The sequence below is a fragment of the Sphingomonas sp. ABOLE genome (genome assembly GCF_003950455.1).
GTDB classification, from domain to species: Bacteria; Pseudomonadota; Alphaproteobacteria; order Sphingomonadales; family Sphingomonadaceae; genus Sphingomonas; species Sphingomonas trueperi.
In genome coordinates, this window is the sequence record NZ_QQWY01000019.1 from 19685 (window position 1) to 41969 (window position 22285).

The following is a 22285-nucleotide window of genomic DNA, read 5'->3' on the forward strand; positions in this document are numbered from 1 at the left end:
GGTCATTCCCGCAGCTTCGGATCGTCGAAGAAGCCGCGATTGTGGTCGCGGTGGACTTCCTGCTGCACACCTAGAGATCCCTGCACGGAGCTGGCCCGCGTCGCCTGGGCCGCTGTCCGATCATCGTTGAGCCTTGCTTCTCCGCTTTCGATCACCGCCTGCGCCGCGCGGGGATTGCCTCCGGTCGGAGCTGATGGGATACCCGATACGCCAAGCGGGCGGTACGAACCGGCGACATCCGCTGCGCTGTCGACGCCTGGTCTATCGACCTGGACAAGGTCTGGCTCATGCAACTTGCCGGCAATCTCCTCCCGAATGGAATCCTGTTTCTCGCGCATCCAGCGTGTCACCATCTCCTGCCGGACGGCGCGCTGATGGTCGCTGAGATCGGTCGCCCAGAGCTCGGGGGCGTCAAGGCCCGGGTTCGAAGCCTGCTGCGCGCGATACCATTGCGCGAGATCCTGGCTCATATTCTCGCTTAGCTGCATGCCATGTGTTTCGGCGTAACTGGCGTCGCGCGACAGCTGCTGCGACAATTCCTCGAGCTTGCGTGCTGTTTCAGTGTAAGACCGGGCCCGCGCCAGCGCCTGCTCGTGGGTCAGCGAGGAACTAGATGAGGTCGACGCGCGGCTGAACACGCCTGAGCGTTCATAGGTACCGTCAGAAGACGTGGCGCCCGTTCCATTAGCGTGCTCGTCCCGCACCCCACTGCTTGCCGTGCTCGAGCTGTCCGATGATCGAGTATCTGACGTGCCGTGACGTAGGAAGTCGTTCTGCTGACCCTGCGCCGAAACGCTGCCGCCAACGCCTGGAAGGCGCCCGAGAACCTTGCCGATCCCGCTCCGGCCGCCGCCGCCACTGCCACTGCCACTGCTAGAACCGCCACCGCCCACTCCCGCCGACAAAGATCCTGTCACTTGGTTGAGAGTGCCCGCGGACCGATCGTGGCCGTTCGAGACCGTCAGGCTCTGGCCCGTCGACGACCGATCCTCCAGCCCCTGCGAACTACTGCCTGTCGTGCGGTCGAACTGCTCGATCGAGGTGTTGGCCGCGCGGCCACTGCTCGAATCCCATCCCGACGATCGCTCGCTCGACGTGCCGTAAGCGCTGCGGTCAGTTTTGGTCCAGGTGAGCATCTCCTGCGCCGCGTTGTCGTACGCTTGGGATTGACGGTGGGCCTCGCTGGCCATCTGCCGCCACTCCGCAACCGTGCCGGTCGTGGCGGTCGGGGTGAAAGAAAGCCGCGAGATGGCGCCGCCTGTATCGAACACCTCCTGGCCGTTGCCGAACCCGTTGATGAGCGCTCCGTTATCTTGGCGCCACCCGATGCTCGCCGCGCCCCCCATGAAGCTGGGGGCAGTTGACCATTGGTCGGCCTGCCGCATGTTCGAAGTCGAGTTCGCCCAGCTGACATTCCCGTAGGAATAATTGCCCGTCGTCTGCTCCAGCGCGGCCGCCTCCGCCGCGTTTTGCGCCGGGGCCAGCATCGATGTTGCCTGCCCGGCGATCGACATGGCACCGCGGGCTAGGCCGGCCGCGAGGAATGGGATGCTCATCAGCATAAAGCCCGCGATCGTCGCCGTCTCCCCGTTCACCGCTCCGATGCCGGCATAGCTCCCAAGCGACATTCCGCCGCCAGCCACGCCGTTCGCCGCGCTTTCGGCGCGCGTCATGCAGATCATGTGAAGGATGACGTAAAGCGGGCCCCAGGACGCGAGATAGAAGAATCCCATCGCATAGCCCTTCAGCGTCCCCAGCCCAGTTTGGGGCAGCAGGAACAGCGGAAAGATGACGGGGAACATCGCGAAGAACACGACAGTGAGCACGATGTTCAAGATCGGAACCCAGGCCATGGCCTGCTGCGCGATCGAGTTGTAGGTGTTGCGCGCCTGAACGTCGGCGCGTGTCTGCGCGAAGGTATCGATCGTTGCCGCCCCGCTCCCGCCAGCCATCGAGTTGCGTGCCTGCATGAAGGCATTGATCGCCGTGTTCTGCCGCATGACGCCGATGAAGTCGTCGCCGGATCCCGTGAACGCCGAGTTCACGATCGGCACGTCGTGCTTGAGCTTGGCGGCAGCGACCGCGTTGCTGAGCTTGGGATAGACCTCCTTTGCCCATGGCTCGGCATTGGCCTCGATCATCCCGGCCCACTGGCCGTTGAGGCTGTCATAGGCCTGTCGGCAGGTGACGATGAAGTTCTGGACCGTCCCATCACCCTGGCGCTCCAGCCACTCCTGCGACCGCGCCTCTGAGCCGGGTCCGATGGCCGCCCATAGGTCCGTTGCCCGCGCCAGATTGGTGAGGGACTTCTGGTAAAGCATCACGTCGCCGAAGAGGCAGTTCTTGAAGTGACTCTCGAGGTTCGTCGAGAACTCGGCATCTCGGATCGCGAAGTTGCGGGTCGCGTCGAACAGCCGCGCACCATAAACCATTCCGTTAGTGGTGTAGTTGAGCTCGCCGGGCATCACGAAGACGGTCTCAGCGGTACGCGTGAGCCAGTCGCCGATTTGCGTTGTGAAGCTGGCGAGGACGCCCAGTCCGAGAGGTACGTTGGCGACCGTCGCCGGCGCGAGGCTCGGATTGATACGATCCGTGACCTTCACGTCGATCGTCGGCACCATGAGGCACAGATAAATGCCGGTCGCCTGCAAAAACCAGTTCATCCAGGCGCGGAAGTTGAGGGTGAAGGCGACGACGAGCAGCGAGTATGTCAGGCCCATGACCATCACGACCCGGATGAGCGACTTGTAGCCCCCTCCCCCGGCCCACGCTGCCACTGCATTGAAGGTGTTGACGAGATACTCGCCCCCGCCGACGGTGAAGACTTCGAGCACGCCGCAACCCTCCCCTCCCGCGCCTAGAGCAGGCCCTGCGCGTTCAAGCCCCGCGAGAAATTGAGCGCCGAGGACATGCCCGGCGTCATGCTGTTCTGCAGGGTCGATTCCAGCATGATGCTCCGGTTGATGATCTGCATCGTCACCTGGAGCTTGTTGCTAAGCTTGACGTCGCGCTGCGCGAACTTGGCGCGCGTGGCGGCGATCTGCTGGCGCCATTGCCCGGCCGTCTCCTGGTCCGCAGTCTGGTAGAAGACCTTCGCCTGCTCGACGCGGTCGAGCATGTTGTCGAGCATCGCGTTGAGAAGGTCGACCGCGACGATCTCAGAGAGCGTCTGAATCTCGCCGTCGGTCAACGCATAGTGGGCATAAGCCTGCACCGCGAGAATCTTGTAGATCGGCACGGTGGCCATGTTCAGGAGCTGCTTTTCGGCCGCGTCGAGCGCCGTGTCACTGCGGATCTTCGAGCTCATGCTCTTGATCATCGTCGCGATCCGCGGCCGAAGTGCACTCGCCTCGGGCACGCTCAACGTCTGGTCGGACACGTCCGTGCAAAGCTCGTTGTTGCACTTCAGGATCTTCACCTGGGGCGCACTGGCGGTGCCGTCCAACAGCGCCGTGACGACCGCCTCTTCGGCAGGACCGTAAATCACCACCTTCGGCCCCTGATCGCTGCCTGTCGGGGGCGTGGTGACGATCGTCCCGACCAGCGTCATCACATACTCGGAAAACGCCTGGTCAAAGGCACCGAATTTCGAGGATTTCTTCAGCGCCTCCCAGGTATAATTATGGGGATCACCGACGATCTGCTCCTTCATGTGAGGATCAGTGTTGCCGGCCAGCGTCCCGTCCCGTTGACCGCCGTTATTGCAGCCCTGCCGGGAAGCGGCCCAGTCCGAGAACACGCCTTGGCTGTTGCCGACCGCCTCGCAAATCGTCGACCGGGTGGTTTCCATTTGAGGCCAGATGCCCCCGACAAGCGCCTGAGCCGTTTCGCAGCTCGAAATGTTCATCTGGTTGAGGAGCTGCGCCTTCTGGCTGAACTCGTCCATGACCTTGCCGATCTCGGGCGACACACTGTCGATCGCCAGCTTGAAGGCAAAGCCCAGGGCGTTGTTGGCGGTCGCCTTTAACATCGCCACAATCTCGCTGGCGTTGATGAAGCTGAAGGACCCAGAGAACAGGTCGATGCCGCCACAGCCCGCACGCGCGCTCGGTAGCTGCAGGTTGAAGGGCGATACGCTCTTCTGCGGGAAGCGTGTCCACACGTTGCCCAGCGAATAGTATCCGGCCGACTGTCCCTGAAAGGCCGTTGGCCCGGTCACGTTCGCGGCGCCGCCGGCGTCGTTGAAGAAGCCGTTCATCTCCGAGGCGACATCGGCGCGCGCTACGCCGATCAGCGCGAAGTGGGATGCGGCGACCAGGGCCAGAGCGGTGCCGGCGCGGTGAGCCAGCCTCCCGAGCAGTCCCTTCTGTCGAGAGCCGGGCATCAGTAGTCGCTCCCCACTTTGGTGTTGGTGAGCATGAGGATGCGATCCATGATCTCATCTGCGCTCAGGATGCCGTAGCCGACCGGGATCGTTCGCTTCGTCGCGGTGTCAAACAGAACGAGGGCGGGCGTTTCGTTGCCCGAAACACCCATCCGCGCCCGCTGCCCGGAATCAACGACGTAGTTCGGAAAGTCCCGGCTCGGGCCCCCGTCCATGGACACAGCCATCACCGCCATGCGGTGGCTGTCGGCGACCGAGCGCAGGATCGGCGCGAACACCTCACAAGCGCCGCAGCTTTGCGCGTAGAAATAGAACAGGCCGTATCGCTGGCTGAGGTTTGTGAGGACCTGGTCGCGATCGGCCTTCCGGTTGTCGAGCCATGTCCGCTTCGCCACCGTGTTGACCGGGCGCTGTAGCGTGTAGTCGATATCCGGGTTTTGCCAGAGGGCGCGCTGCCAAGTGTCGGAGAACGTGGATGCGCGGTCCAGCTGCTCGCGCTGGAAGCGCACATAGGCGATGACATTCGCCTCCGATGGATCGAGGATAGCACGCGCCTTGAGTTCGTCCAGTTGCCGCGTGATCGCGGCGAGACGCTCGGCCGCGCTCGGTTCAGGCGCCGGCGGCTGACTATTGACCGTCTCGGCCGGCTTCGGCCTCGTACAATAGAACCACTGGCCGAGCCTGCGCTCGCCGCAGTAGAAATCGTCACCGCCACCCAGAGCCTCGACACTATCGTCGGCTCGTCCTGCGTCCTGCGCCCGCAACGGGGCAGCTACCGGCGCGACCGTCAGCAGGACCATCGCCAGCGTTGCCATCTTCGACATGTCTATCGTCCTTCCTCGGGGTCAGCCGCACCATCCTGGGATTGCGCGGGGTGGTTGGATGGGGTGGTCGGTGGCCTGTCCCAGGCCGCGATGTGGAGGCAGCAGTCGATCGGGGCCGTGGAGGAGGAGGCGGCGCTGCAGGCCGACAAGGACCGAGCAGGCGAGGTTTGGGCCTGCCCTACGGGGCCGGGTAGCATTGGGCTAGCAAGCAGGGATGCGATCATCGCCGGCTCAAAGAATGCGAAGCCCATGGTCCAACTCTCCTTTCGATAAGCGCAGCACGGACATCATCAGGGCGACGTCGATCAGCCGGGTTCCCTGATCCAGCATGCGGATGATCCCATTCATCAAAGGTCGCGCCGCACTCCGGCCCTCCTCGGTGGCGCGAAAGCAGTGGCTCTCCTCCGCGACCCAGCGGTTGGCGAGCATGTGCTCGATGGGCGCGGCAGCCGAAGTCGGATCCACCGCGCACTCGAACCATTCGCCGATCACGTGGCAGATCTCCTCCAAGCCAGGAGCTCGCCCGGCGCGGAACACGCACATGAAGATCGCCAGTTCGAACACCGTCATCTTCCAGTCGCAGCCGGGAGAGTCAGCGGTGCGCGGATCATTCGCCACGGCCGTCATGTCGATCACCCGGTTCTCTGATCGTCATGGAGTGCCTCCATGCAGGTCGTAGTAATTCTGAATCTTCGCCTGGATTTCGGTCATCGTCTGGACCTCATCCGGCAGCTTCGCCGCGTCGAGAAAGTCGGCGTAGACTTCTGTGAAATCCATCCTCGACAAGTCGAGCAGCTGAAACTCGGCGATGGTAAAGCCCTTGCATTGCTCGGACTTCGGGCTGCCCCAAGGCTTGTTGAGCTGGGCGCGGCCCTGTTCTTGCAGCACGCGGCTGAGCTTGCTCTCGAAGCAGCAATAGGCTGTCTTCTTCGTCTTGCAGATGCCCAGAAAGCTGGACGAGCACCACGTTCCGACCTTGTGGCACAGCCCCATGCGGTCCTTGATGTCGAGCTTCATCTCGTCCTGGGAGCAGGCGAACAACGCGAGGAAGGGCGTGGCGAGCGCTGCGATCGCTGCGGGCCCGCCGGCAAGCGCCGCCCCACCGGCCGCCAGCGTCAACGCGCCGGACACCTTGCCGGCGCAGCAATTGATGAGGCCGAAGACCGGCTTGTGACAGGTATCCCGCGTTCCGGAGAACACCGTCAGGTTGTTCGGATCGAACCCCTTCGAGGCGTCATCGATCGCGTGAAGCGCGACAAGCGCGTCCTTGAACTCTGTTGATGCCTCGCGCGTGATCGGCTCGCAGTCGCCGTTTATGCAGTAGACATCGTTGCCGCAGATATATTGCGGCGCATTCGAGGTAGGCGCGTCCGGTGTCGGACAGCGGTAGACCTTCTCCTTTACCTTGCACTCGCCTTGCTGCGGGTCGTCAAGGCACTCCTCGCGCAGAAACGTGCACTGGCGATTTCCTTCGAGATTGCCGCAATCGTTACCCTGCGAAAGCCGATGGCACGAATACTGCCGCTCCCACTGCCAGCAGGCCCGCGTGACGGCCACGCCGTTGATGGTGCGCGTGGTCGGCTCGCTGTCGACGCAGGTCTCGGAGGTGAGTTCACAAGTCTGCCCTGAGGTCGCGCCGATGCAGATGCCCTCGTCCCGATGCTCGTTGATGACCTGGCCGACAGTTTCGATCGTATACGGCCTGCCTGTGACCGCGGCGCTGTCGCACTCGTAAGTGATGATCTCGCCTTCGCGAATGTCCGGTTCGGTGCAAAAGCGCGGATTCCCCTGCAGGCAGACGTCGTACATGACGGTCTCGCGCGAGCGCTCGCGACAGACTCCGTTGGCGACGGGGGCGTTGAACGCCGGAACACAGCGGCGGCTCCGGTTGTCGCCACCCTGCGCGGCCGAGCGCGACCAGTTCTCGCAGGTATAAACAAACTTGTTCACGCCAGGCGTGACATCGACCACCAGTGGCACGCGGCACACCGGCGCCGTCTCGTCGACCTTGGTGCCGGTGTTGCAGGTCGCCTCGTAATAGCCAGCCGCGCCGGATCCGGGCGGCAGCGGCTGACACTGGCCACTCTCAGAGCCGATATTCTCGCCCTGCAGGTATGCCTCGGGATCATTTTCGACCGTCGTCGCGCGATTGGTGGTTGCGAGGATCTCGGCATTGCTGAAGGTGGCCCGTGTATGGTCTGGATCGGTCACAGTCCGATAGGAATCATTGGTGGAACGCTGAGCGGTTCCTGCGGCGACCAGCGCGTCCGGATCTTCGAAATAGGTGCTCTGAGGCTGGCTGGTGCCGGTATAGCCGGGCACGGCCGCGGCTTGAGCATCAGACGTCGGTACGAGGCTCTCGTCCTGCCGCTTGGCGTTGCCGAGGGCTTTTCCCTCCTCGCGCGCCTGCTCAACCGTCATCTGCTGAGCACCGGCAGGGCTGGCGACCAGGGAGACGCCGACGAGGGCGGCCACAAGAGTCCGGAGCATCACCGGCGCCGGCTCCGCGCGAGGTTCGCGAGCGCGACTGAAGCAATCCGGGCCCCTGGGCCATTCGCATCGGCGAAGGTGCTGAGAGCATAGTCGACCGTGACGTTGCCCTCCATGCGGTCATGGGGTGGGACCTTGCTTTCGCAGGAAAAGCCGGCGCACAGATCGAAGGTCGACGACACGGCAACATAGGTCGGGACCGCCTGTACGTTGAATGCGCGGAAGAGGCGCGGATCGATCCCGATGTTCGGCATGTCGTCCTTCTGAACGACCTGCCCAAGGCGGCTGACGAACTCCTTGGCCGAGTTGTTCGGGAAGCCGCGGAAGACGACAACGCCCCCGGCCTTCGCTGTGTCGGCGATCAGCTGCTTGAGCGAAGCCGGCGGCATGGACAGGCTGGCGAACACGATGAACTGCGGCGCATCTCCGCCCGGCACATTGGCATTCTTCGCCGCACCCTGGACCAGCTCGTCGAAGTCGATCTTGCCGTCCGGTCCCTTGGGCAGGTCCGTCGCTGCGACCCGCTGCATGTTGTCCATGCCCGATTTGCGAACGACCGTCGCCTCTTCGCGGAATTCGTCACCGCGGTCCTTCACCTGGTCGACGAAAGCCTGCGCCTCCGCAGCGAGGTCCGCCGCCCTCTTCTTGACCGTCTGCACGTCGAGCCCGTCGACGGTTTGGGCCAGTGCCGAGAGGCCGGCAGTGGCGAGAAGCGCGGTGATGCCGAAAGCCAAAAGGCGCATGCTTCCCTCCTCAGAACACGCAGCAGTTGCGTTTGCGCCAAACCAGGTAGCCCATGTCCTCGCCACCGGCGGGGAAGGCTCGGCCGGCATCCGGCGGCATGGTCGATGCGCCGATCGCGGAACAGGCGAAGCGCCCGCTGACCGTCGGTATCGGGTTCACCATCTGGAAGCGGTATTGCTGCTTCCGCATGATCGGCATGAGGTATTTCTTGCAGAGTCCCTCAGACCCCATCGTCCCCCACGCGAGGCCTTCGCGGTGCATCTTGTAGGCGAAGCGGGACAGCGCCAGGCGGGACGACTGGACATGCCCGATCGACGCGGGGATGTTGCCGTTGAGTGGATACATGCTGCCCTGACAGCCCGCGCACCAGAACAGAGCGTCCAGCGGGAGCGCGGCTGTTCCGGCGATACAGTCGCCCGCGCAGGCCGCCTGGGCGATAGGGTTGGCGAAGACGATCGCCTCTGGGTTGATGATCGCGGTGAGGGAGTCATCCTGCCAAAGCGGATCGATCTCCGTCATATAGGCGATGTCGAACGACGCCTGCTCGAAGCAGAGGAAGTCGGTCAGGATCTCCATCCAGTATAGGAGCGGATAGACGTACCAGTGGACATGCCATTTGGCCGTGCTCTGCGACCGCCCACCGACCATAGACGGTCCTGCTAGGTAGCCCTGGCCGATGTCGAAGCCTGGCGCGATGCGCGTGCCTCCAAGATTGGGGAAGCACCAGGGCTTCATCGTGACGTCGGCGAGCCTCACAGGCTCCCAGAACCCGACGGAAATGCCGATGCGCGGGAGCGGATCGGCGCAGGCACAGATTGGCGAAGCCGGATTGTTGGTGTCTGGCCGGCTGCCCGGCCAGATTTTCGCCCCGCCGATCGACAGCGGGAAGAGGCATGACCAGCAGACGTCGGTGATCGGGTTGACGAACTTGCCGGTGCAGGTCGGCGCCGCCTCGGCGCGTGGTGTCAGCGCCACCGTAACCGTCAGCAGGGCGAGAGCGCCCAGAAAGGCTCGTAGCCAACGCATTAGCGCCCCTCCCCCATCCGCTCGAGGAAAGCGTTGTCGGCGGCATTCTTCCGGTGAAGGTAGAGCCAAGTGTACAGCCCGGCTGCGACGAGCAACGCCAACGCGAGGCAGGGCGCCGCGCGTCCCAGTATGACGTGGACCTGCGCAAAGAAGGCTGTGACGAGGGCGAGCGAGAGGCAGAGGGCCTGCCACAACAGGCGCATGCGGCGCAGTGCCCGCGTCTCCGGAGCCGCCATCGGCGCCCGCAGCAGATCGAGCCACAACGGCATCAGCTGCGGCCTCCGGATTTGAGGACCGTTTCGGAAATCTGGAGCAGCTTGCCAGCCTGCGAGACGACGGCCGGAGTATGGCGGATGCCGAACTTGCTGGTGAGGCGACCCTCCTGGTCGAAGAAGAACCGGCGCTTACGCGTCGTCATGGACTCGATCGGCGAGCCGTTGACGAAGATGATCTTCGCGTTGAGCTCGGTGAAGCGCTCCGTCGCCCAATCGACTTGCCCGGCGTCGTCGCCGTCGACGAAGACCAGGGTCTGGCGCATCGACACGAAGTCGAGCGGATTGATCCTCTGGCCGGCGGCGGCGATCAATTGCCCCTTATGATCCCGGATCTCGCGCTCGAGCGTGATTGTCGGATCATAATTCCAGGTTCGCGCCAGCTCGGCCGGCGAAATCCCTGCCACTGGCGAAGGCCGCCTGACCTTGGCTTCCGCTCGCTTAGCAAAGGCCGCGTTCACGCGGTCCATCTCACCAGTCGCCTGGGCTCGCTTGAGCCGGGTCTCGATCGTCGAGAGCAAGTCTGCCTCGACGACCGGATATGTCTGCCCCAGTTGACCAAAATCCCGTGCCTCGCCCCGCTCGGATCCCGTGAGCAGCACAGCCACGCCCAAGCTGGCGATGCCGGCGAGCGGGGCCAACAGGCGGATCACAGGATCGCCTCCCCGGTTCCCACGATCTGTCGCTGACACGCGAAGCCGATCGCGGCGTAACGGGAGTCGAAGCCGTCCTTGTGGGGCGTACCGACATAATAGCAGCCGGCCGGGATCACGCCGCTCGGGCCGATAGCCAGCGCCTCGCCCAATTTCGTTTTCGGCTTTGTGTACGCGACGACCCGACCGTTGACAGTGACAGCGCTATGCCAATGCGCAACAACGTCTCCCGGCATGCCGTAGACGATCTTCCCGAACAACTGCGGCTTTGCACCGAAATGCGCACGCACCAGATCGCTCGCCGGTGGGTCGAAAAAGACATACTCACCACGAGCCGGCAGTTTGTTGCGATGGATGATGAATGCCCAGTTCGGCAGTGAGTCTGTCGTGTTGATCAGCAATGCATGATCGTCCCGCCAGTCGCTGATCGCGCCCAGAATGAAGCTGCCGACGACGAAGGCTCCCAACAGCCCCCATAACCGCTTGCGCGGCCGCCATGCTGGCGCAGGAGCGCTATTGGCCGTTGCCGCCATCTTGGCCTCCAAAGGTCGAGATCGAAGCACCTGGGACGCCAGCCGGTGCCGCTGGCATTCGACCGGGCATCGCCGGCTGCGCGCCAAGGTTTTGAGGCGCGGCAGCCATCGGGTCGATCGTGGCGGCAGGTCCGGCAAACAACTGGGGTGCCGCCGCAGGCGCCATTTGCTGCTGGAGCTGCTGGAGTTCTTGCGCGCTCGCCTGCCTGGGCGGATGCACCCCGCTCGCATACACAGCCTTTCTGAGGCTGTCGGTGATGTCGGGCACATTCTTGGTCAGCACCGCCTCACCGACCAGCACCACCTGGCCGCTCGCACTGCGGCGCTGGAGTTCGTGGTCGAGGGACGACATGAAGGCGCGCATCTCGGCCTCGACCTGGGCAGGCGGCGACGCCGACCGGGCCTGTGCGGACACATACTCGCCGACGATGTTGGACAGGCTCGCCTTGACGATGTGTTCCTCGCGTGGGGCGATGAGCGCCTTCGTGACCCACATCGACCAGACCAGCGCCAGGATGAGTGTGAGGCCGATCAGCAACTGAGCCCTTGTAAACCCGGCGAAGCCGCGGCGCGCGCGGGAGGCCGCGGCGGGTGCGGACGCAACGACAGGCGGGGGAAGGTCGAGTTCGGGCTGATCAGCCATTGACGTTGCTCCGCTTGGGGTCGCGCGAGGGCAGGATGCTGTTGCGGCGGAACACGATGATCGCGGTGGCAAGCAGCATGTGCGCGACGACGAGGACGTGCTTGAACGACTCCACGCGCGCCGCATCGGCGGCGACATAACGGCTCGCCATATTGTTGAGCTGGTGCATCATCCCGTCGAACGAGAGACCGCCGATCGCGAGGAAGAAGAGGACTAACAGCCCCCAGGTCATGAGCAGGGTCGAGGCGAGAAACCCTGCCATGTGGAGGTAGAAGTAGAGCAGGAAGCGGACGTCGATCTTACGCCTCTGCGCGGTGGTGCCGGGTTCGGCTTGGGCTTGGATCGTCGCCATCGTTCACTCCGCCGCGATCGCCGCCGGATCTTCGGCGGGCGTCGCCCATTTCTCGGGGTTGTTGGGAAACGCGATCCGCTCGATCGCCTCGTCCATGGTGAGTCCGTCCGCGACCATCTCCTCGATGGCGGCGAACGTGCGGGGGCTCGACGAGAAGAGCGCCGCGGAGAAAGGGTCGAGGACAAGTCGGCCGACGGCCAGGGTATCCGGCCCCTTGATCATGATGTCCGAATATTCGAACCCGTTGCGCTTCAGAGACCGGAGCAACGCGTCCGTGTAATCATCCATCTCGAAGCGATCGTGCTTCTTGAAGTCCGCGATCGTCTCTGGCTTCTGCTGGAGGATGACGAACCAGTCGCTATTCTCGAGCGCCGCGATCGAGCCGGCTGATTTGTAATAGTCGTTGAGCGATTGCGTCGCGGTGACCAGCGAGGCGCCATATTTGCGGCAGGTGCGCGCATAGGTCTCGATGAAGTCCGCCATCGCCCCGCCGCGCAGCATCTGCCAGGCTTCGTCGAGGAGCAGCGCCTTGGGGATCGAGCGATCGACCTTGCGCATCATCTGCTGCGACATGAACATGATCGCCGTCAGGACGACGCTGCGGAGTTCCTCGCGCGACGACAGGTCGGACAGCTCGAAGACGGTGAGCTGCGCCTGCAGCTCGAACGAGACCTCGCCCTTGAAGAACTTGCCGTAGGTGCCCGCACTGGAAAACGGCATCATCGCGATCGCAAGGTGGGATGCCAGCTCGTTGCCGGTATCGTTCAATGCCGCGATGACGTCGTCGATCGAGCCGTTCCGGCCGCTGGCCTCCCAGACCCGGTTGACGGCACCGTCGATCAGGCCTCGTTCGGTGTCGGTCAGCCGGTCGATGTGTCGGGACATCTGGTTCACGATCGCCTTGAGCATTGCCATGCAGTCGAGAAGATAGTCCTCGTCCTCGGCCGCCTGCCGCTCGTCGATCATCGAGAATGGGTTCAGACAGAAGCCGCTCGACATCGTGAATTCGACGAAGGCGCCGCCTTGCAGCTTGGCCGAGTGCTCGAACGACCGGCCATCGTCGATCACGACGACCTTGGACCCCGCGCCGCACAGCGATGCACATAGCTCCTGCAGTGCGACGGACTTACCGCTGCCGCTCTTCCCGAATACCGCGACATTGTGGTTGCCGGCGGCGTTCTCGAACGGGCTCCAGAAGAAGGGCTGGCCGCGCCGCCCGATCAGCAGCAGGTGCGGCGTGTGACCGCCCAGATATTCGCCCTGGATCGGCGCAAGGTTTGCCGCGGTCGTGCTCAGCATCGTCCGCATGCGCTTCATGCGCTCGAGATCCCGCGAGAGGCCGTTCGCCATCGTCATGGGCATGGCGCAGAGCAGCCCCATGACCTGCAGATAGCGATCGTCGAGCAGGTCCCATCCCGCTGCCCGGTAGACGGATTTCAGGATGCGTTCGTTCGAGTCCCCCCTGCCCTTCGGGGAGAAGGAGGTGACACTGTAGAACAGGCGCACCAGCTTGCGCCCCTGTCGGATCTCGTCGTTGACGAACTTCCACTCCTGCGACTGATCGCGGAGCTGGGGCAGGAACCGGGCGGACTTGGAGTCTGCCAGGCTCGTGGTCCGCATGAACTTGAAGCTGGCTTTGTTGTTGGACGCCTGCGGATCGGGAAAATCCAAACAAAGGTTCGTCGCTACCGGGCACGGCATCCGCAGCTTGTCGGCAAACATGTCGCCGATCAGCCGTGCGCAATCCCAAGGCGCCCAGCGCTGCGGCAAATTGCGAACCGAGAAGGAGCGCACGTCGAAGACGTCGGGGTAGATCTCGCCGATCTCTGGCGCACCATCGACCTCCTTGCCGGTTGGGCGGAAGCGCTCCGTCCGCAGCAGGATCCGGTCCGGATCGACGCGCATCTCGATGTCGCGCCGGACCGCCTGGTCGGCGATCGGGTCGAGCGGGTTGTAGCTGACCACGTCCTCGCCTGCCGCGGTGGTCGGCGAGGTGATGTCGTCGATCCAGCCTATCAGCGCAATCGGGTCCATCTTACGCGCCGAGACACCGATCGAGCCGAGCACGGAGACCAGGCCGTCCATCACGGCGACGATCTCCTCGTTCGAAACGCTCGAGCTTTCAGGTGTCGAATAGGAGATCGCGACGCGATGGTTGCGCAGACAGAATGGCGCGTCGGCCGAGAGCGACTTCCAGACCCCTTCGGTTAGGAAGTCGACGCGATGCTTGGCCATCCGCTCGTAGACGCCGCTCGCGGAATAGCGTGGCAGATACCATTTCGAGAGCCGCTCGCCGACACGCGGACTCATCCAGTCGTGGAACTGCAAACAACCCGGCGCTGGAATCCCTTCCGAGAGAAACTGGGTGAGTATCTCGCCAGTGCGCTCATCGGCCCCGACCAAGGGCGAGACCTCGATTACGAAGCCGCGGGACGAGGAGTTGTAGAAGATGCCGGTCTTGGGATCGTAGCTCCGATACGGCAGCCAATGGGCGAGCATCGGCACCGCCAGATCCGGCCGCTGCGCATCCGGGCGCTTGCTGTCGCCAAACACCCCTGACAGCAGGTTGTCGAACAAGCCGGGCTTGCCGCTCATCTCACTTGTCCTCCGGGACGGACGCCGGAAAGCTCGCGGCGCGAATGGTGGGGCTGGTCAGCGGCTTCAGGCCCGGCGTCTCGGTGCTAGTCGCAGCATCCTGCGCCGCGCCCTCCAGGCGGGCTTGGGCGTCTTCATAGGCTTGGCTCGCCTTCACGCGGGCCATCGCCTCGACGCCCGAGCTGGCCTTGCCGACACCTTCCAGCGCAGCGCGCTTCGCGTCCGGCGTCTGCGATGAAGTCTGACTATTCACGGCCGGCGGCGGGGCCGCGGCGCCTCGGGCGGGGTCCAAAGGAGGCTTGGCCTCGACGCCGCCGGGCGGCGGAGCCAAAGCCGCCGCTGCGGTCGTCGATGCGCCCGAAGACACTCGAGCATCATCGGAGACAGCTACGTTCGACCGGGCGGTGCTCCGCTCCGGCTTCGCTGTCAGACGCTTCGCGACGTCAGCCTTGATCGCGGCAACCGGGTCCGTTCCTCGCGCGCGAGCCGCAGCCACAACGGCGGGATCTGGCAGATTGGGATCAAACGCGGCGACATCGACCGTACCCGACGCCTGACGATCGACGGCCTCGACGAGGCTCAGCTGCGCAGGCTCGGCTGTTGCGGCATTGCGGTCGGGGATGGGTCTTGCGTCGGCGAGCGCCTGTGCCTGCCATTCGGACTGCACCACGGTGTGAACCGCGCTGGCCTCGTGGAGGCGGCCGCGCTCGTCGACATAAGGCTGGAAGACGATCCGAAGCACCTTCTCCCGCGTGCGGGCCGCGGCCGGTTCGCCGGCCGCGACCGGGGCCGGCGCGAGCGCGGTACGGGTTGCTCGCGGCGAACGTGGCGCCTGATATGGTCCGGCCGGGATCATCACGTCACCTGCCTCGCCCGAGATCATCGCCAGCGCGCGATCGTCGATCGTCGAGGAGGGCGCGCAAATCCCGTCGGGCGCTTGGCACGAGAAACTGCCCTTGACGTTGCCACCGAGGGTCGCGCACCCCGTCATTGCCAACAGGCCTGCGACGCACAGGGCGGAGCGGCACGAGCGTACGCGGGCGCTCACGACCGCGCGTCCTTGAACCAGCTGAGCAGGAACTCCTTGGGGCGATAGCCCTCGAGGACCGCGCCATCGCTCCGGACGATCACCGGCGTCCCGGTCAGGCCATGCTTGTGTGCGAACGCTTCGTTCGCGTCGAGGCCGGAGGTATCGCACGACGCGCCGCCCTTGAACGGTTCGCCTGCATAGGCGGCGTGGAGCGCCTCCTCCCGGTTCTTCGCGCAATAGACGCGATCGGCGATGTCGCGGCTACCCAGAACGGAGATAGGCCGCTCCACGACCCGCACATTCATGCTGCGCAGCACGTTCGTAAGGGCCCGGCAGTAGCCGCAGCGGAAGTCGGTGAAGACGGTGACCGTCTGCCCCGCAGGATTGCCCCACACTATCGCGCCGTCCTTCGGCAGGCCATCAAGCGAAAGGGTGGCGGGCCGAACCGGGAGCGACGCCTTCTCGACCCGGCCCTTAGTCGGCGAGATCGGTGATTCTTCGTCTCCCTCCGCCGCGGCGGCATTGGCTTTCGCAGCCCCGCCCACCAGCATATCAGGATTTATTTCGAGGAGTCGGGCGGCGGTGAGATCCTGCCGCGTCTCCATGTCATAGACCCGGCCGATGATGAGGTAGCGGGCCTTGGTGTCGACATAGAAGAGGTTCGCTCCAGCGGTTACCTCGCAAAGCCCCTTGACCTTCTCGCAGTCGACCTTGGTTAGCGGCGTCTTGGGCAGCCTGGTCTTCAGGAGACTGGCCACCTCTACGCTGCCCGGGCTGGCGATCTGTGCAGCGACGGCAACGCTGGCGACTCCCACGAGCGGCACGGCCAGCACCATCATGGCTTTCGGTGACAAGCGCCGGCGCAGACGATCAATTCCGAACATAGACACCCTCCAGGAAGACGATTTCGACATCGATGCCGGTCGGCATCTCGATCACCGGCTGATATTGCTCGGCGCGCTCGATCAGATATTTCGAGACCATGTCCCCGCTCTGGGCGACGCCTTCCCCGAACCCACCTTGAGCAATGTCTCCGAGCCCGAGCTTCTGACGCTGACCGTTCACGGTCACGTTGGGCTGCGTCAGGAAGGAATTGGCGTTCGCCGAAAAGCCGCGCCCGAAACCGCCGACCAGGCCGGCGATGAACGCTTGGCTGACGAGGCCGCCTTCCCGAGAGACGACCCGTCCACGCACGCCGGTCTTGCCACCGAAGGCGATGAAGCCTTTGACCTCGGAAACCGCATAGCGCCCGCCGGGCTGCGGGCAGGTCATCTTCTGCAGCTTGACGTAAACCTTCTCGCTCGAAAGCTCCCCGCGCGCTGCGCCGTTGATGAGGCAGCCCTGGATCTTGGTCGTGAGGAGCTTGCCGTTCTGCAGCACAGATCGCGCCGGACCGGTGATGCGCAGTACGACCGGGAGCGGGTCTGTTTGGCTATTCACTCCGGCTGCCGCATCGACGCCGACGATCACCTTGGCCGAGGCAAAGCTGTTGGGCGGTAGATAGTTCGGACTATCAGTGTAGACCGTGTTGCCCTTTGCAACCTTGGACGCGGTGCCTGCGTCGCCCGTCGAAAAGCTGACCATCTTGACCTCGGCGGACCGGCCCACCGGCATCGCAGCGGCTGCCGCCGCATCGGGTCGCTGGTACGCCTGTGGCCCATTGGGACCATACATCGCCGAGGGGCCGGGGGGAGGCGGAGGCGCCGTCGGGCGCTCATTCAGCTGCTTGCGAAGCTGCTCGTTCTCCGCCTGATACGCCGAGAGCACCCGCTGCCCATCGGCCTGCATCGCCTGGTTCTGGCCTTTCAGCGCTTCGATCTGCTCAGCGAGGTTGTCGACGCGCGCCGTCTGGCCATTCACCGATTTGAGCTGGTTCTCCGTCGAGGCGAAGCGGTTTTCCGAGAGTGCCATCCACTCCTGCTGGGAGAGATTGCGATTGACGAGATCCTTGGTGGAGACCTCGACTTTCTCCGCGTCGTCGCCGTCCGCGGTCTTTGCGCCGTCGTCGCTGCTGAAGATCCAAAGCGAGGAAAGGAGCAACCCCACACCACCGGCGCCGGCGAGCAGCATCCGCTGCTTGCGGCGAACCGCTTCGTTTCCGGCGAGCTCGCCGCCGACCGGCGAGACGCTCTCCCCTTCGGCCTCGTCGAGCGGCTTGCGCTTACGATTGAAGATGTCCGCAAAGGCCATGGTTTACCTCACGTTCTGGGAGACGAGGTAGGCCGTGGTGACCTTCCCCGGGGCGAGCCTGGGCTCGGCGATCGAAACGGCGAGCGCGCTGGCCGGCGCGACCGTGCGTTCCGTCAACTCGGTCGGTGCATCGCCGGTGTTCTCGATGCGCAGCACCTTGCCGGTGAGGTCCTGGCCGCGATATTCCGCGATCATCTGGACCTTCAGCTTGCCCACGTAGACCGGCTTCAGGGCCCGTTGGCGCATCTCGTAGCCGTCCGCGACGCTATTCGAGTACATGGCCTGAACAAGCTCGACCGCCGCATCCTGCGGGCCGGCAGCGACCTGCTGTGGCGATGCCTCGGCCGCCTTCTCTTTGGCGATCGCGGGATTCGACACAAACACCTGGGCGGCCTGATCTCCGGCGATCCGGCACACAAACTTGTAGACGTAGCCACGCTTGGTGGTGCCGAAGAACGACAGCGCCGGACGATTATAGCCCTCCGGCACGCTGAGGTAGATGTCACCGCGCACCGGCTCGTTTACGACCGAGAAGTCGTCCTGCGGGTTACCCGTCGAGATCTTCGACACGCTAGCGAACTCGTCCTCGACGAGACTGATGCGGGTCAAATCCTTGGCGGACGCCTGGCAGTCCACCTGCGCGCTGTCAGCGGCCATGATCGTCTGATCGGCCCACGCCGGCGGCGCGAACAGGAAGACCGCAAGCGTCACCAGGCAAGCGCCGATCATCCGGCTCAGGATGCAACTGATCCGAGACATGAGGATCGTGCCAGCTGCGGCGCTGCCTAAGGCATAGATAGCCGTCATTGATCTTGCTCCTTGCCGATACGGACCATGCCGAAGCCGATCAGGCGCAGAGACAGGCCCTGGTACTCCCAGTCGTAGCGGAAGGTCCGGCGCTCATTCGAAATCACCTTGTTTCCGACGATGGTGTGGAGCTCCCCGGTCACCTCGGACCGAAGGTTCTTCGGATCGATTTCCATCGACTGGATCGTGAAGAACTGTGAAATCGAAGAGCCACGCTGCTCGTTGACGATCTTGAGAAGATCGCCCTTGATCTTGCCCTGGGCTCTCGGCGCGGTGATCGCGAGTACCGAGTTCATCCAATATTCGAGGTTCTGCGGGCTCCGGTCGAGCGTGAGCACGACGACGTCACGCGTGATCATCTCGAGATATTCTCGGGACACGCCGGCGCTGCTGACCGTCACGGAGGAGCGAAGAACGGGTTGCAGCACGATCTCGCGGTCGCGCGAGATGCCGAACAGGAGGAGGAGCGCCGTCAGCCCAGCGAGCCCCACTGCGACAATCACCAACAGGTTGCGCTGCTTCAGAACGCGCTGGTTGTGCGCATGGCTGTACGAAAGGTCCATCTTACCCCGCCATCAATCGGAGGTACGAGGGTGGCGTGGCTCTCAGGCCGGTGAAGCCGGCCGGAAGATGCCAATAGGCCAAGTGAAGCAGCCAAGATGCTGCACGACCCGCTTTCGCTTTCTTAAGTCCCCACCAGCCGGCGAACGCTGCCGCCATGCCAATAAGGATGTGCTGGGTCATGATCCCCCAGACGAAGGGAATTACCATCGCCAGGAACTCATCCAGGGTCCACAGCCCGATCAGCTCGGGATCGTCCAGATGAGATGGGATCGCATACTTGTCTGCGGCCATTGCACCACCCTCCCCGCGAGCGCGACCGGGGCTGCCACCCCAACCGAGCCGTGCGGATGCTTCAGATCGTCGCCGTCACCGTGGAGGTGACGATCGGAATGCCGGTCCCGGCGCCGACGCCGACGCCGACCGGAATTGCGATCTGGCCCATCGAAAAGCGGCCCGATGCCAGCGCGACGATGCCGCCGGCGAGCGACAGGACGGTAATGATCTTGCCGCCCGACCCTTCGAGGAAGTCGGTGAACTTCGTCAGGGCGGTATCGAACGTGGTGTCAGCACCGGCGAAGGCCGGTCCGGCAAGGAGAAATAGCGCGATCACCAATGCGATGAGGGCGAGAACCGCCAGCTCCGCACGACCGCTGTACTTGAGGACAGTCTGCATCAGAGTTTCCCTTCAAACGGAACGCGACTGATCCGCGCCCAATCAAAAGGTGGTCAGGTCAAACGGCGGGCGGCAACGCACTTCCCCCCAGCCATGTTCGACTCGCGAAAGAATCTTGAACGGTTCAAGGAGGCGCCCCGCCTTGCGGGGCGGCACGCCCCTGCCTGCGGGGCACAATGCCCCAGACGTCGGGGCAAGCCGCCCCCTTTTCCGGGGCAGGCCACTTCCCGAGTCGGCATATGCGCTGATAATTGCCGTCATCGATGGCTCAGGTTAGATTCGCTAACCGGAGTCGGTGAATTCCCGTCGGCCGGGCAGAATTCTTGTCGACGATATGAGCACTCAAGACATGCTGATGAAGGACAGCCTGGTGCAGGTTCGATGACGGGAGATCAGTGCACGCTCGCGCTCAACATTTCGGAGCACCTGTTCAATCTGACGACGGAGAGCCTGCGCCTCCGCTCGAACGAGACCCGATGCTACCAGACCCTTGAGAGCCTGTTGGCGGAGCGTGTCCACTTACCTTGTGCGCTGGAGTCCCACGATCCGAAGACGATTCGTGATCATCTGTCGGCAATACCCACTACCGGTGATATCCGTATCAATCTCACAATCACGAAGTCGAGCGCAGACAGCCTAGATGCAGCAAAACGTCTTATTTCTGAGGGCTTAGGCTCTGAGATCAGCTTGGGCGACACCCTCTCGATCATGCTGTTTCTTTACATTGTCGATCAGAAGGCGGCGAAAATACTTCAGAGAATTGGGCTGGATAGTTCCGCTTGCGTCTCCTCCTCACAGCCCGCCGGCGACGACGATCCGCCAGATAACGTGGTCCCGTTCAGATAGTTAACGGCCACGCTGATCGTAACCGCACATCCATGCCGAGGGTTGATTAGTAGCTGCCCCTGTGTTTCGTTTCATACCGAACGTGCAACAGGAGACGGTAATTTGTCATCCTTTGCCCATATCGAGGCCTCGGACGAAGGCTGTTGTTCAGCCGGCGCCGATCAGCGGGACTTCATCCCGCTGATCCTTGAAGCGATGTCGGAGCATGGCATCGGACAGCGTAAGCTGGCGCTCAAGACAGGTATCAGCAAGACCCGCTTAGGACTGTTGCTTCATCATGATCCCGCCAAACGGGCAGCCATGTATCTATTTGAATTCCAGCAGATCCTCGACGCGCTGGACATCAATATCATCCAAGCCATCATCGCTGTAGAGACCTATCGCAATCCAAAGCTCTTCCTTGACGAGCGTTTCCAGACATCAATCGCGATGCTCGCGGAACTCTTCGAGGGTCTGCCGTCGATGCTGGTGGCTGCGCTCGACGAGATAGAGGGCATGGACGGGACCGAAGTGCGCAAGGAATGGGCTGGCCCGCTGCGGCAGGCCGTTGTGGAGAAACTGGTCAAGGAGGTGGGTGCGGTCATGGCGAGACGCGCTCATCTTGCCCACATATCAACGCTGAGCCTTCTGCTCTGGATGTCGGCAATGGCGACGGACTTGTTCGAGCCGCTGCTCCCTAATATAACGTGACCGTCGCCGCTCGGGCTATCGTCGGCCTTTGCATGCCCGACAAAGCCCTCACGTCCTGGGACAAATTCGGTGGCGTGAATCCCAGCAAGCGGCGCCAGTTAAGCAGGACGTTTTCGACGTAGGCCTGTGTCTCGGCGATCCTGGGCAAGGCTCCGTTCCTGATCCGCCCCGGACCGGCGTTATAGGCCGCCAGCGCCAGATGCACCTGTCCGAACCTGTCGAGTTGCTGACGCAGATAGAGAGCGCCACCGCGGAGATTTTGCTCGACATCATAGCGATTCACGCCAAGCCCCGCCGCAGTGTCGGGCATGAGCTGTGTCAGCCCAAATGCCCTTTTTGGGGAAAAGACGCCCGCGTCGTACCGGCTTTCTCTGATGATCATCGCGTCGAACAGGCCGACCGGTATTCCATATTCACAGGCGATGCTGCTCATCATCCCGTAGTAGCCGGACCGTCTCAGCTCGGTGCCTGCATCGAGAAACCCGGCAGGTTGATAGCCGTACGCGGGACAGCGAGCCGAAATGCGTCGGGGGGCGGTCGCAAATGCCGCCCCCCCGTTCATCCATTGTGGGATGGCAATCGGAGCAGCCGACAAGCCGGAATCGGTTGGGATCGTGGCGACGCCGACATGCGCGAATGGGTCTGAATCCCTTGTCTCGGTTGCGACCGGCAAAGCGGATGCAGCAAAGCTGCTGGCCATTTCAAAGGCTACCCAGCGCCGGCTCAGATCATGCGTTTTAAACGCGGGAGGAAGCGGTGCCGAAGCCAGCGTCTGGACGAGCTCGCCGCCATCCGGATCTGTCCCGGTCGTCAGCGGGATCCCGCCTTGGCGCTTGGTAGGCGCCGCCGCCGTCGACATCACGATGACTTCAGCCGTTCTCGAGGATTTTTCGCTTGGACGCGCACCCGCTTCCGTCGCGCACGATCCGCTGATCAGGGCAGCGCTTATTAGCAGTATCGCTCTCATAACGACCTCCGATTGACCAATCACCGAAGTGGAGATCGAACCGTTTCTTGTTGTCAACCGAG

At 63.5% G+C, this 22285-nt stretch carries 23 protein-coding genes; 2 read left to right on the forward strand and 21 right to left on the reverse strand.

Going from position 1 to position 22285, the window contains the following annotated elements:
- Window positions 1-2 precede the first annotated feature (2 nt).
- The 20 genes from CA234_RS13100 to CA234_RS13200 form a co-directional block, all read right to left on the reverse strand.
- Window positions 3-2834, reverse strand: a complete 2832-nt coding sequence (locus CA234_RS13100; protein WP_126001907.1) for a conjugal transfer protein TraG N-terminal domain-containing protein — start codon at window positions 2832-2834, stop codon at window positions 3-5.
- A 23-nt stretch (window positions 2835-2857) separates the two neighbouring features.
- Window positions 2858-4258, reverse strand: a complete 1401-nt coding sequence (locus CA234_RS13105; protein ID WP_037448255.1) for a conjugal transfer protein TraH — start codon at window positions 4256-4258, stop codon at window positions 2858-2860.
- A gap of 65 nt (window positions 4259-4323) precedes the next feature.
- The gene (locus CA234_RS13110) at window positions 4324-5148 is read right to left on the reverse strand and encodes a conjugal transfer protein TraF (RefSeq protein ID WP_126001908.1); all 825 of its coding nucleotides are present in this window, start codon (window positions 5146-5148) and stop codon (window positions 4324-4326) included.
- Between the two features lie 231 nt (window positions 5149-5379).
- On the reverse strand, window positions 5380-5775 hold the full coding sequence (locus CA234_RS13120; protein WP_241213493.1) for a hypothetical protein: 396 nt from the start codon (window positions 5773-5775) through the stop codon (window positions 5380-5382).
- A 24-nt stretch (window positions 5776-5799) separates the two neighbouring features.
- Window positions 5800-7638 (reverse strand): conjugal transfer protein TraN, encoded by a 1839-nt coding sequence (locus CA234_RS13125; RefSeq protein WP_208413792.1) that lies wholly within the window; start codon window positions 7636-7638, stop codon window positions 5800-5802.
- Window positions 7638-8381 carry a type-F conjugative transfer system pilin assembly protein TrbC gene (gene trbC, locus CA234_RS13130; protein WP_126001910.1) on the reverse strand — a complete coding sequence of 248 codons (744 nt, stop codon included), beginning with the start codon at window positions 8379-8381 and terminating at the stop codon, window positions 7638-7640. The genes CA234_RS13125 and trbC overlap by 1 nt, the downstream gene beginning before the upstream one ends.
- Before the next feature lie 10 nt (window positions 8382-8391).
- Window positions 8392-9408, reverse strand: coding sequence for a conjugal transfer pilus assembly protein TraU (gene traU / locus CA234_RS13135; RefSeq protein WP_126001911.1), 1017 nt, complete (start codon window positions 9406-9408; stop codon window positions 8392-8394).
- On the reverse strand, window positions 9408-9677 hold the full coding sequence (locus tag CA234_RS13140; protein ID WP_126001912.1) for a hypothetical protein: 270 nt from the start codon (window positions 9675-9677) through the stop codon (window positions 9408-9410). Before CA234_RS13140 ends, traU begins: the two co-directional genes overlap by 1 nt.
- Window positions 9677-10333, reverse strand: coding sequence for a type-F conjugative transfer system protein TraW (gene traW / locus CA234_RS13145; protein ID WP_126001913.1), 657 nt, complete (start codon window positions 10331-10333; stop codon window positions 9677-9679). Before traW ends, CA234_RS13140 begins: the two co-directional genes overlap by 1 nt.
- Window positions 10330-10866: a S26 family signal peptidase gene (locus CA234_RS13150; RefSeq protein WP_126001914.1), complete on the reverse strand. Its 537-nt coding sequence runs from the start codon at window positions 10864-10866 to the stop codon at window positions 10330-10332. The genes traW and CA234_RS13150 overlap by 4 nt, the downstream gene beginning before the upstream one ends.
- Window positions 10847-11509, reverse strand: coding sequence for a type-F conjugative transfer system protein TrbI (locus tag CA234_RS13155; protein ID WP_126001915.1), 663 nt, complete (start codon window positions 11507-11509; stop codon window positions 10847-10849). Before CA234_RS13155 ends, CA234_RS13150 begins: the two co-directional genes overlap by 20 nt.
- Window positions 11502-11861 carry a hypothetical protein gene (locus tag CA234_RS13160; RefSeq protein ID WP_126001916.1) on the reverse strand — a complete coding sequence of 120 codons (360 nt, stop codon included), beginning with the start codon at window positions 11859-11861 and terminating at the stop codon, window positions 11502-11504. Before CA234_RS13160 ends, CA234_RS13155 begins: the two co-directional genes overlap by 8 nt.
- Window positions 11862-11864: 3 nt before the next feature.
- On the reverse strand, window positions 11865-14456 hold the full coding sequence (gene traC / locus CA234_RS13165) for a type IV secretion system protein TraC (protein ID WP_126001917.1): 2592 nt from the start codon (window positions 14454-14456) through the stop codon (window positions 11865-11867).
- A gap of 1 nt (window position 14457) precedes the next feature.
- Window positions 14458-15504, reverse strand: coding sequence for a TraV family lipoprotein (locus CA234_RS13170; RefSeq protein WP_241213490.1), 1047 nt, complete (start codon window positions 15502-15504; stop codon window positions 14458-14460).
- Window positions 15501-16370 carry a DsbC family protein gene (locus CA234_RS13175; RefSeq protein WP_126001918.1) on the reverse strand — a complete coding sequence of 290 codons (870 nt, stop codon included), beginning with the start codon at window positions 16368-16370 and terminating at the stop codon, window positions 15501-15503. Before CA234_RS13175 ends, CA234_RS13170 begins: the two co-directional genes overlap by 4 nt.
- Window positions 16357-17676, reverse strand: a complete 1320-nt coding sequence (locus CA234_RS13180) for a TrbI/VirB10 family protein (RefSeq protein WP_126001919.1) — start codon at window positions 17674-17676, stop codon at window positions 16357-16359. The genes CA234_RS13175 and CA234_RS13180 overlap by 14 nt, the downstream gene beginning before the upstream one ends.
- Window positions 17677-17679: 3 nt before the next feature.
- Window positions 17680-18483 (reverse strand): type-F conjugative transfer system secretin TraK, encoded by an 804-nt coding sequence (locus CA234_RS13185; RefSeq protein ID WP_126001920.1) that lies wholly within the window; start codon window positions 18481-18483, stop codon window positions 17680-17682.
- Window positions 18480-19046 (reverse strand): type IV conjugative transfer system protein TraE, encoded by a 567-nt coding sequence (locus CA234_RS13190; protein ID WP_126001921.1) that lies wholly within the window; start codon window positions 19044-19046, stop codon window positions 18480-18482. The genes CA234_RS13185 and CA234_RS13190 overlap by 4 nt, the downstream gene beginning before the upstream one ends.
- A 1-nt stretch (window position 19047) precedes the next feature.
- Window positions 19048-19338 carry a type IV conjugative transfer system protein TraL gene (gene traL / locus CA234_RS13195; RefSeq protein WP_010339788.1) on the reverse strand — a complete coding sequence of 97 codons (291 nt, stop codon included), beginning with the start codon at window positions 19336-19338 and terminating at the stop codon, window positions 19048-19050.
- Window positions 19339-19399: 61 nt separating this feature from the next.
- Complete coding sequence (locus CA234_RS13200) at window positions 19400-19720, reverse strand: TrbC/VirB2 family protein (RefSeq protein ID WP_126001922.1); 321 nt, start codon at window positions 19718-19720, stop codon at window positions 19400-19402.
- 381 nt (window positions 19721-20101) lie between these two features.
- Here CA234_RS13200 and CA234_RS13205 point away from each other — a divergent pair, with 381 nt between their 5' ends.
- Entirely contained in the window at window positions 20102-20566 is a 465-nt protein-coding gene (locus CA234_RS13205; protein ID WP_206431192.1) for a hypothetical protein, read from the forward strand.
- A gap of 102 nt (window positions 20567-20668) precedes the next feature.
- Entirely contained in the window at window positions 20669-21256 is a 588-nt protein-coding gene (locus CA234_RS13210) for an XRE family transcriptional regulator (protein WP_206431193.1), read from the forward strand.
- Here the strand turns inward: CA234_RS13210 and CA234_RS25205 are convergent.
- Window positions 21243-22223: a lytic transglycosylase domain-containing protein gene (locus CA234_RS25205; RefSeq protein WP_277600216.1), complete on the reverse strand. Its 981-nt coding sequence runs from the start codon at window positions 22221-22223 to the stop codon at window positions 21243-21245. The two genes, CA234_RS13210 and CA234_RS25205, sit on opposite strands and share 14 nt — an antisense overlap.
- Between the last annotated feature and the right edge of the window lie 62 nt (window positions 22224-22285).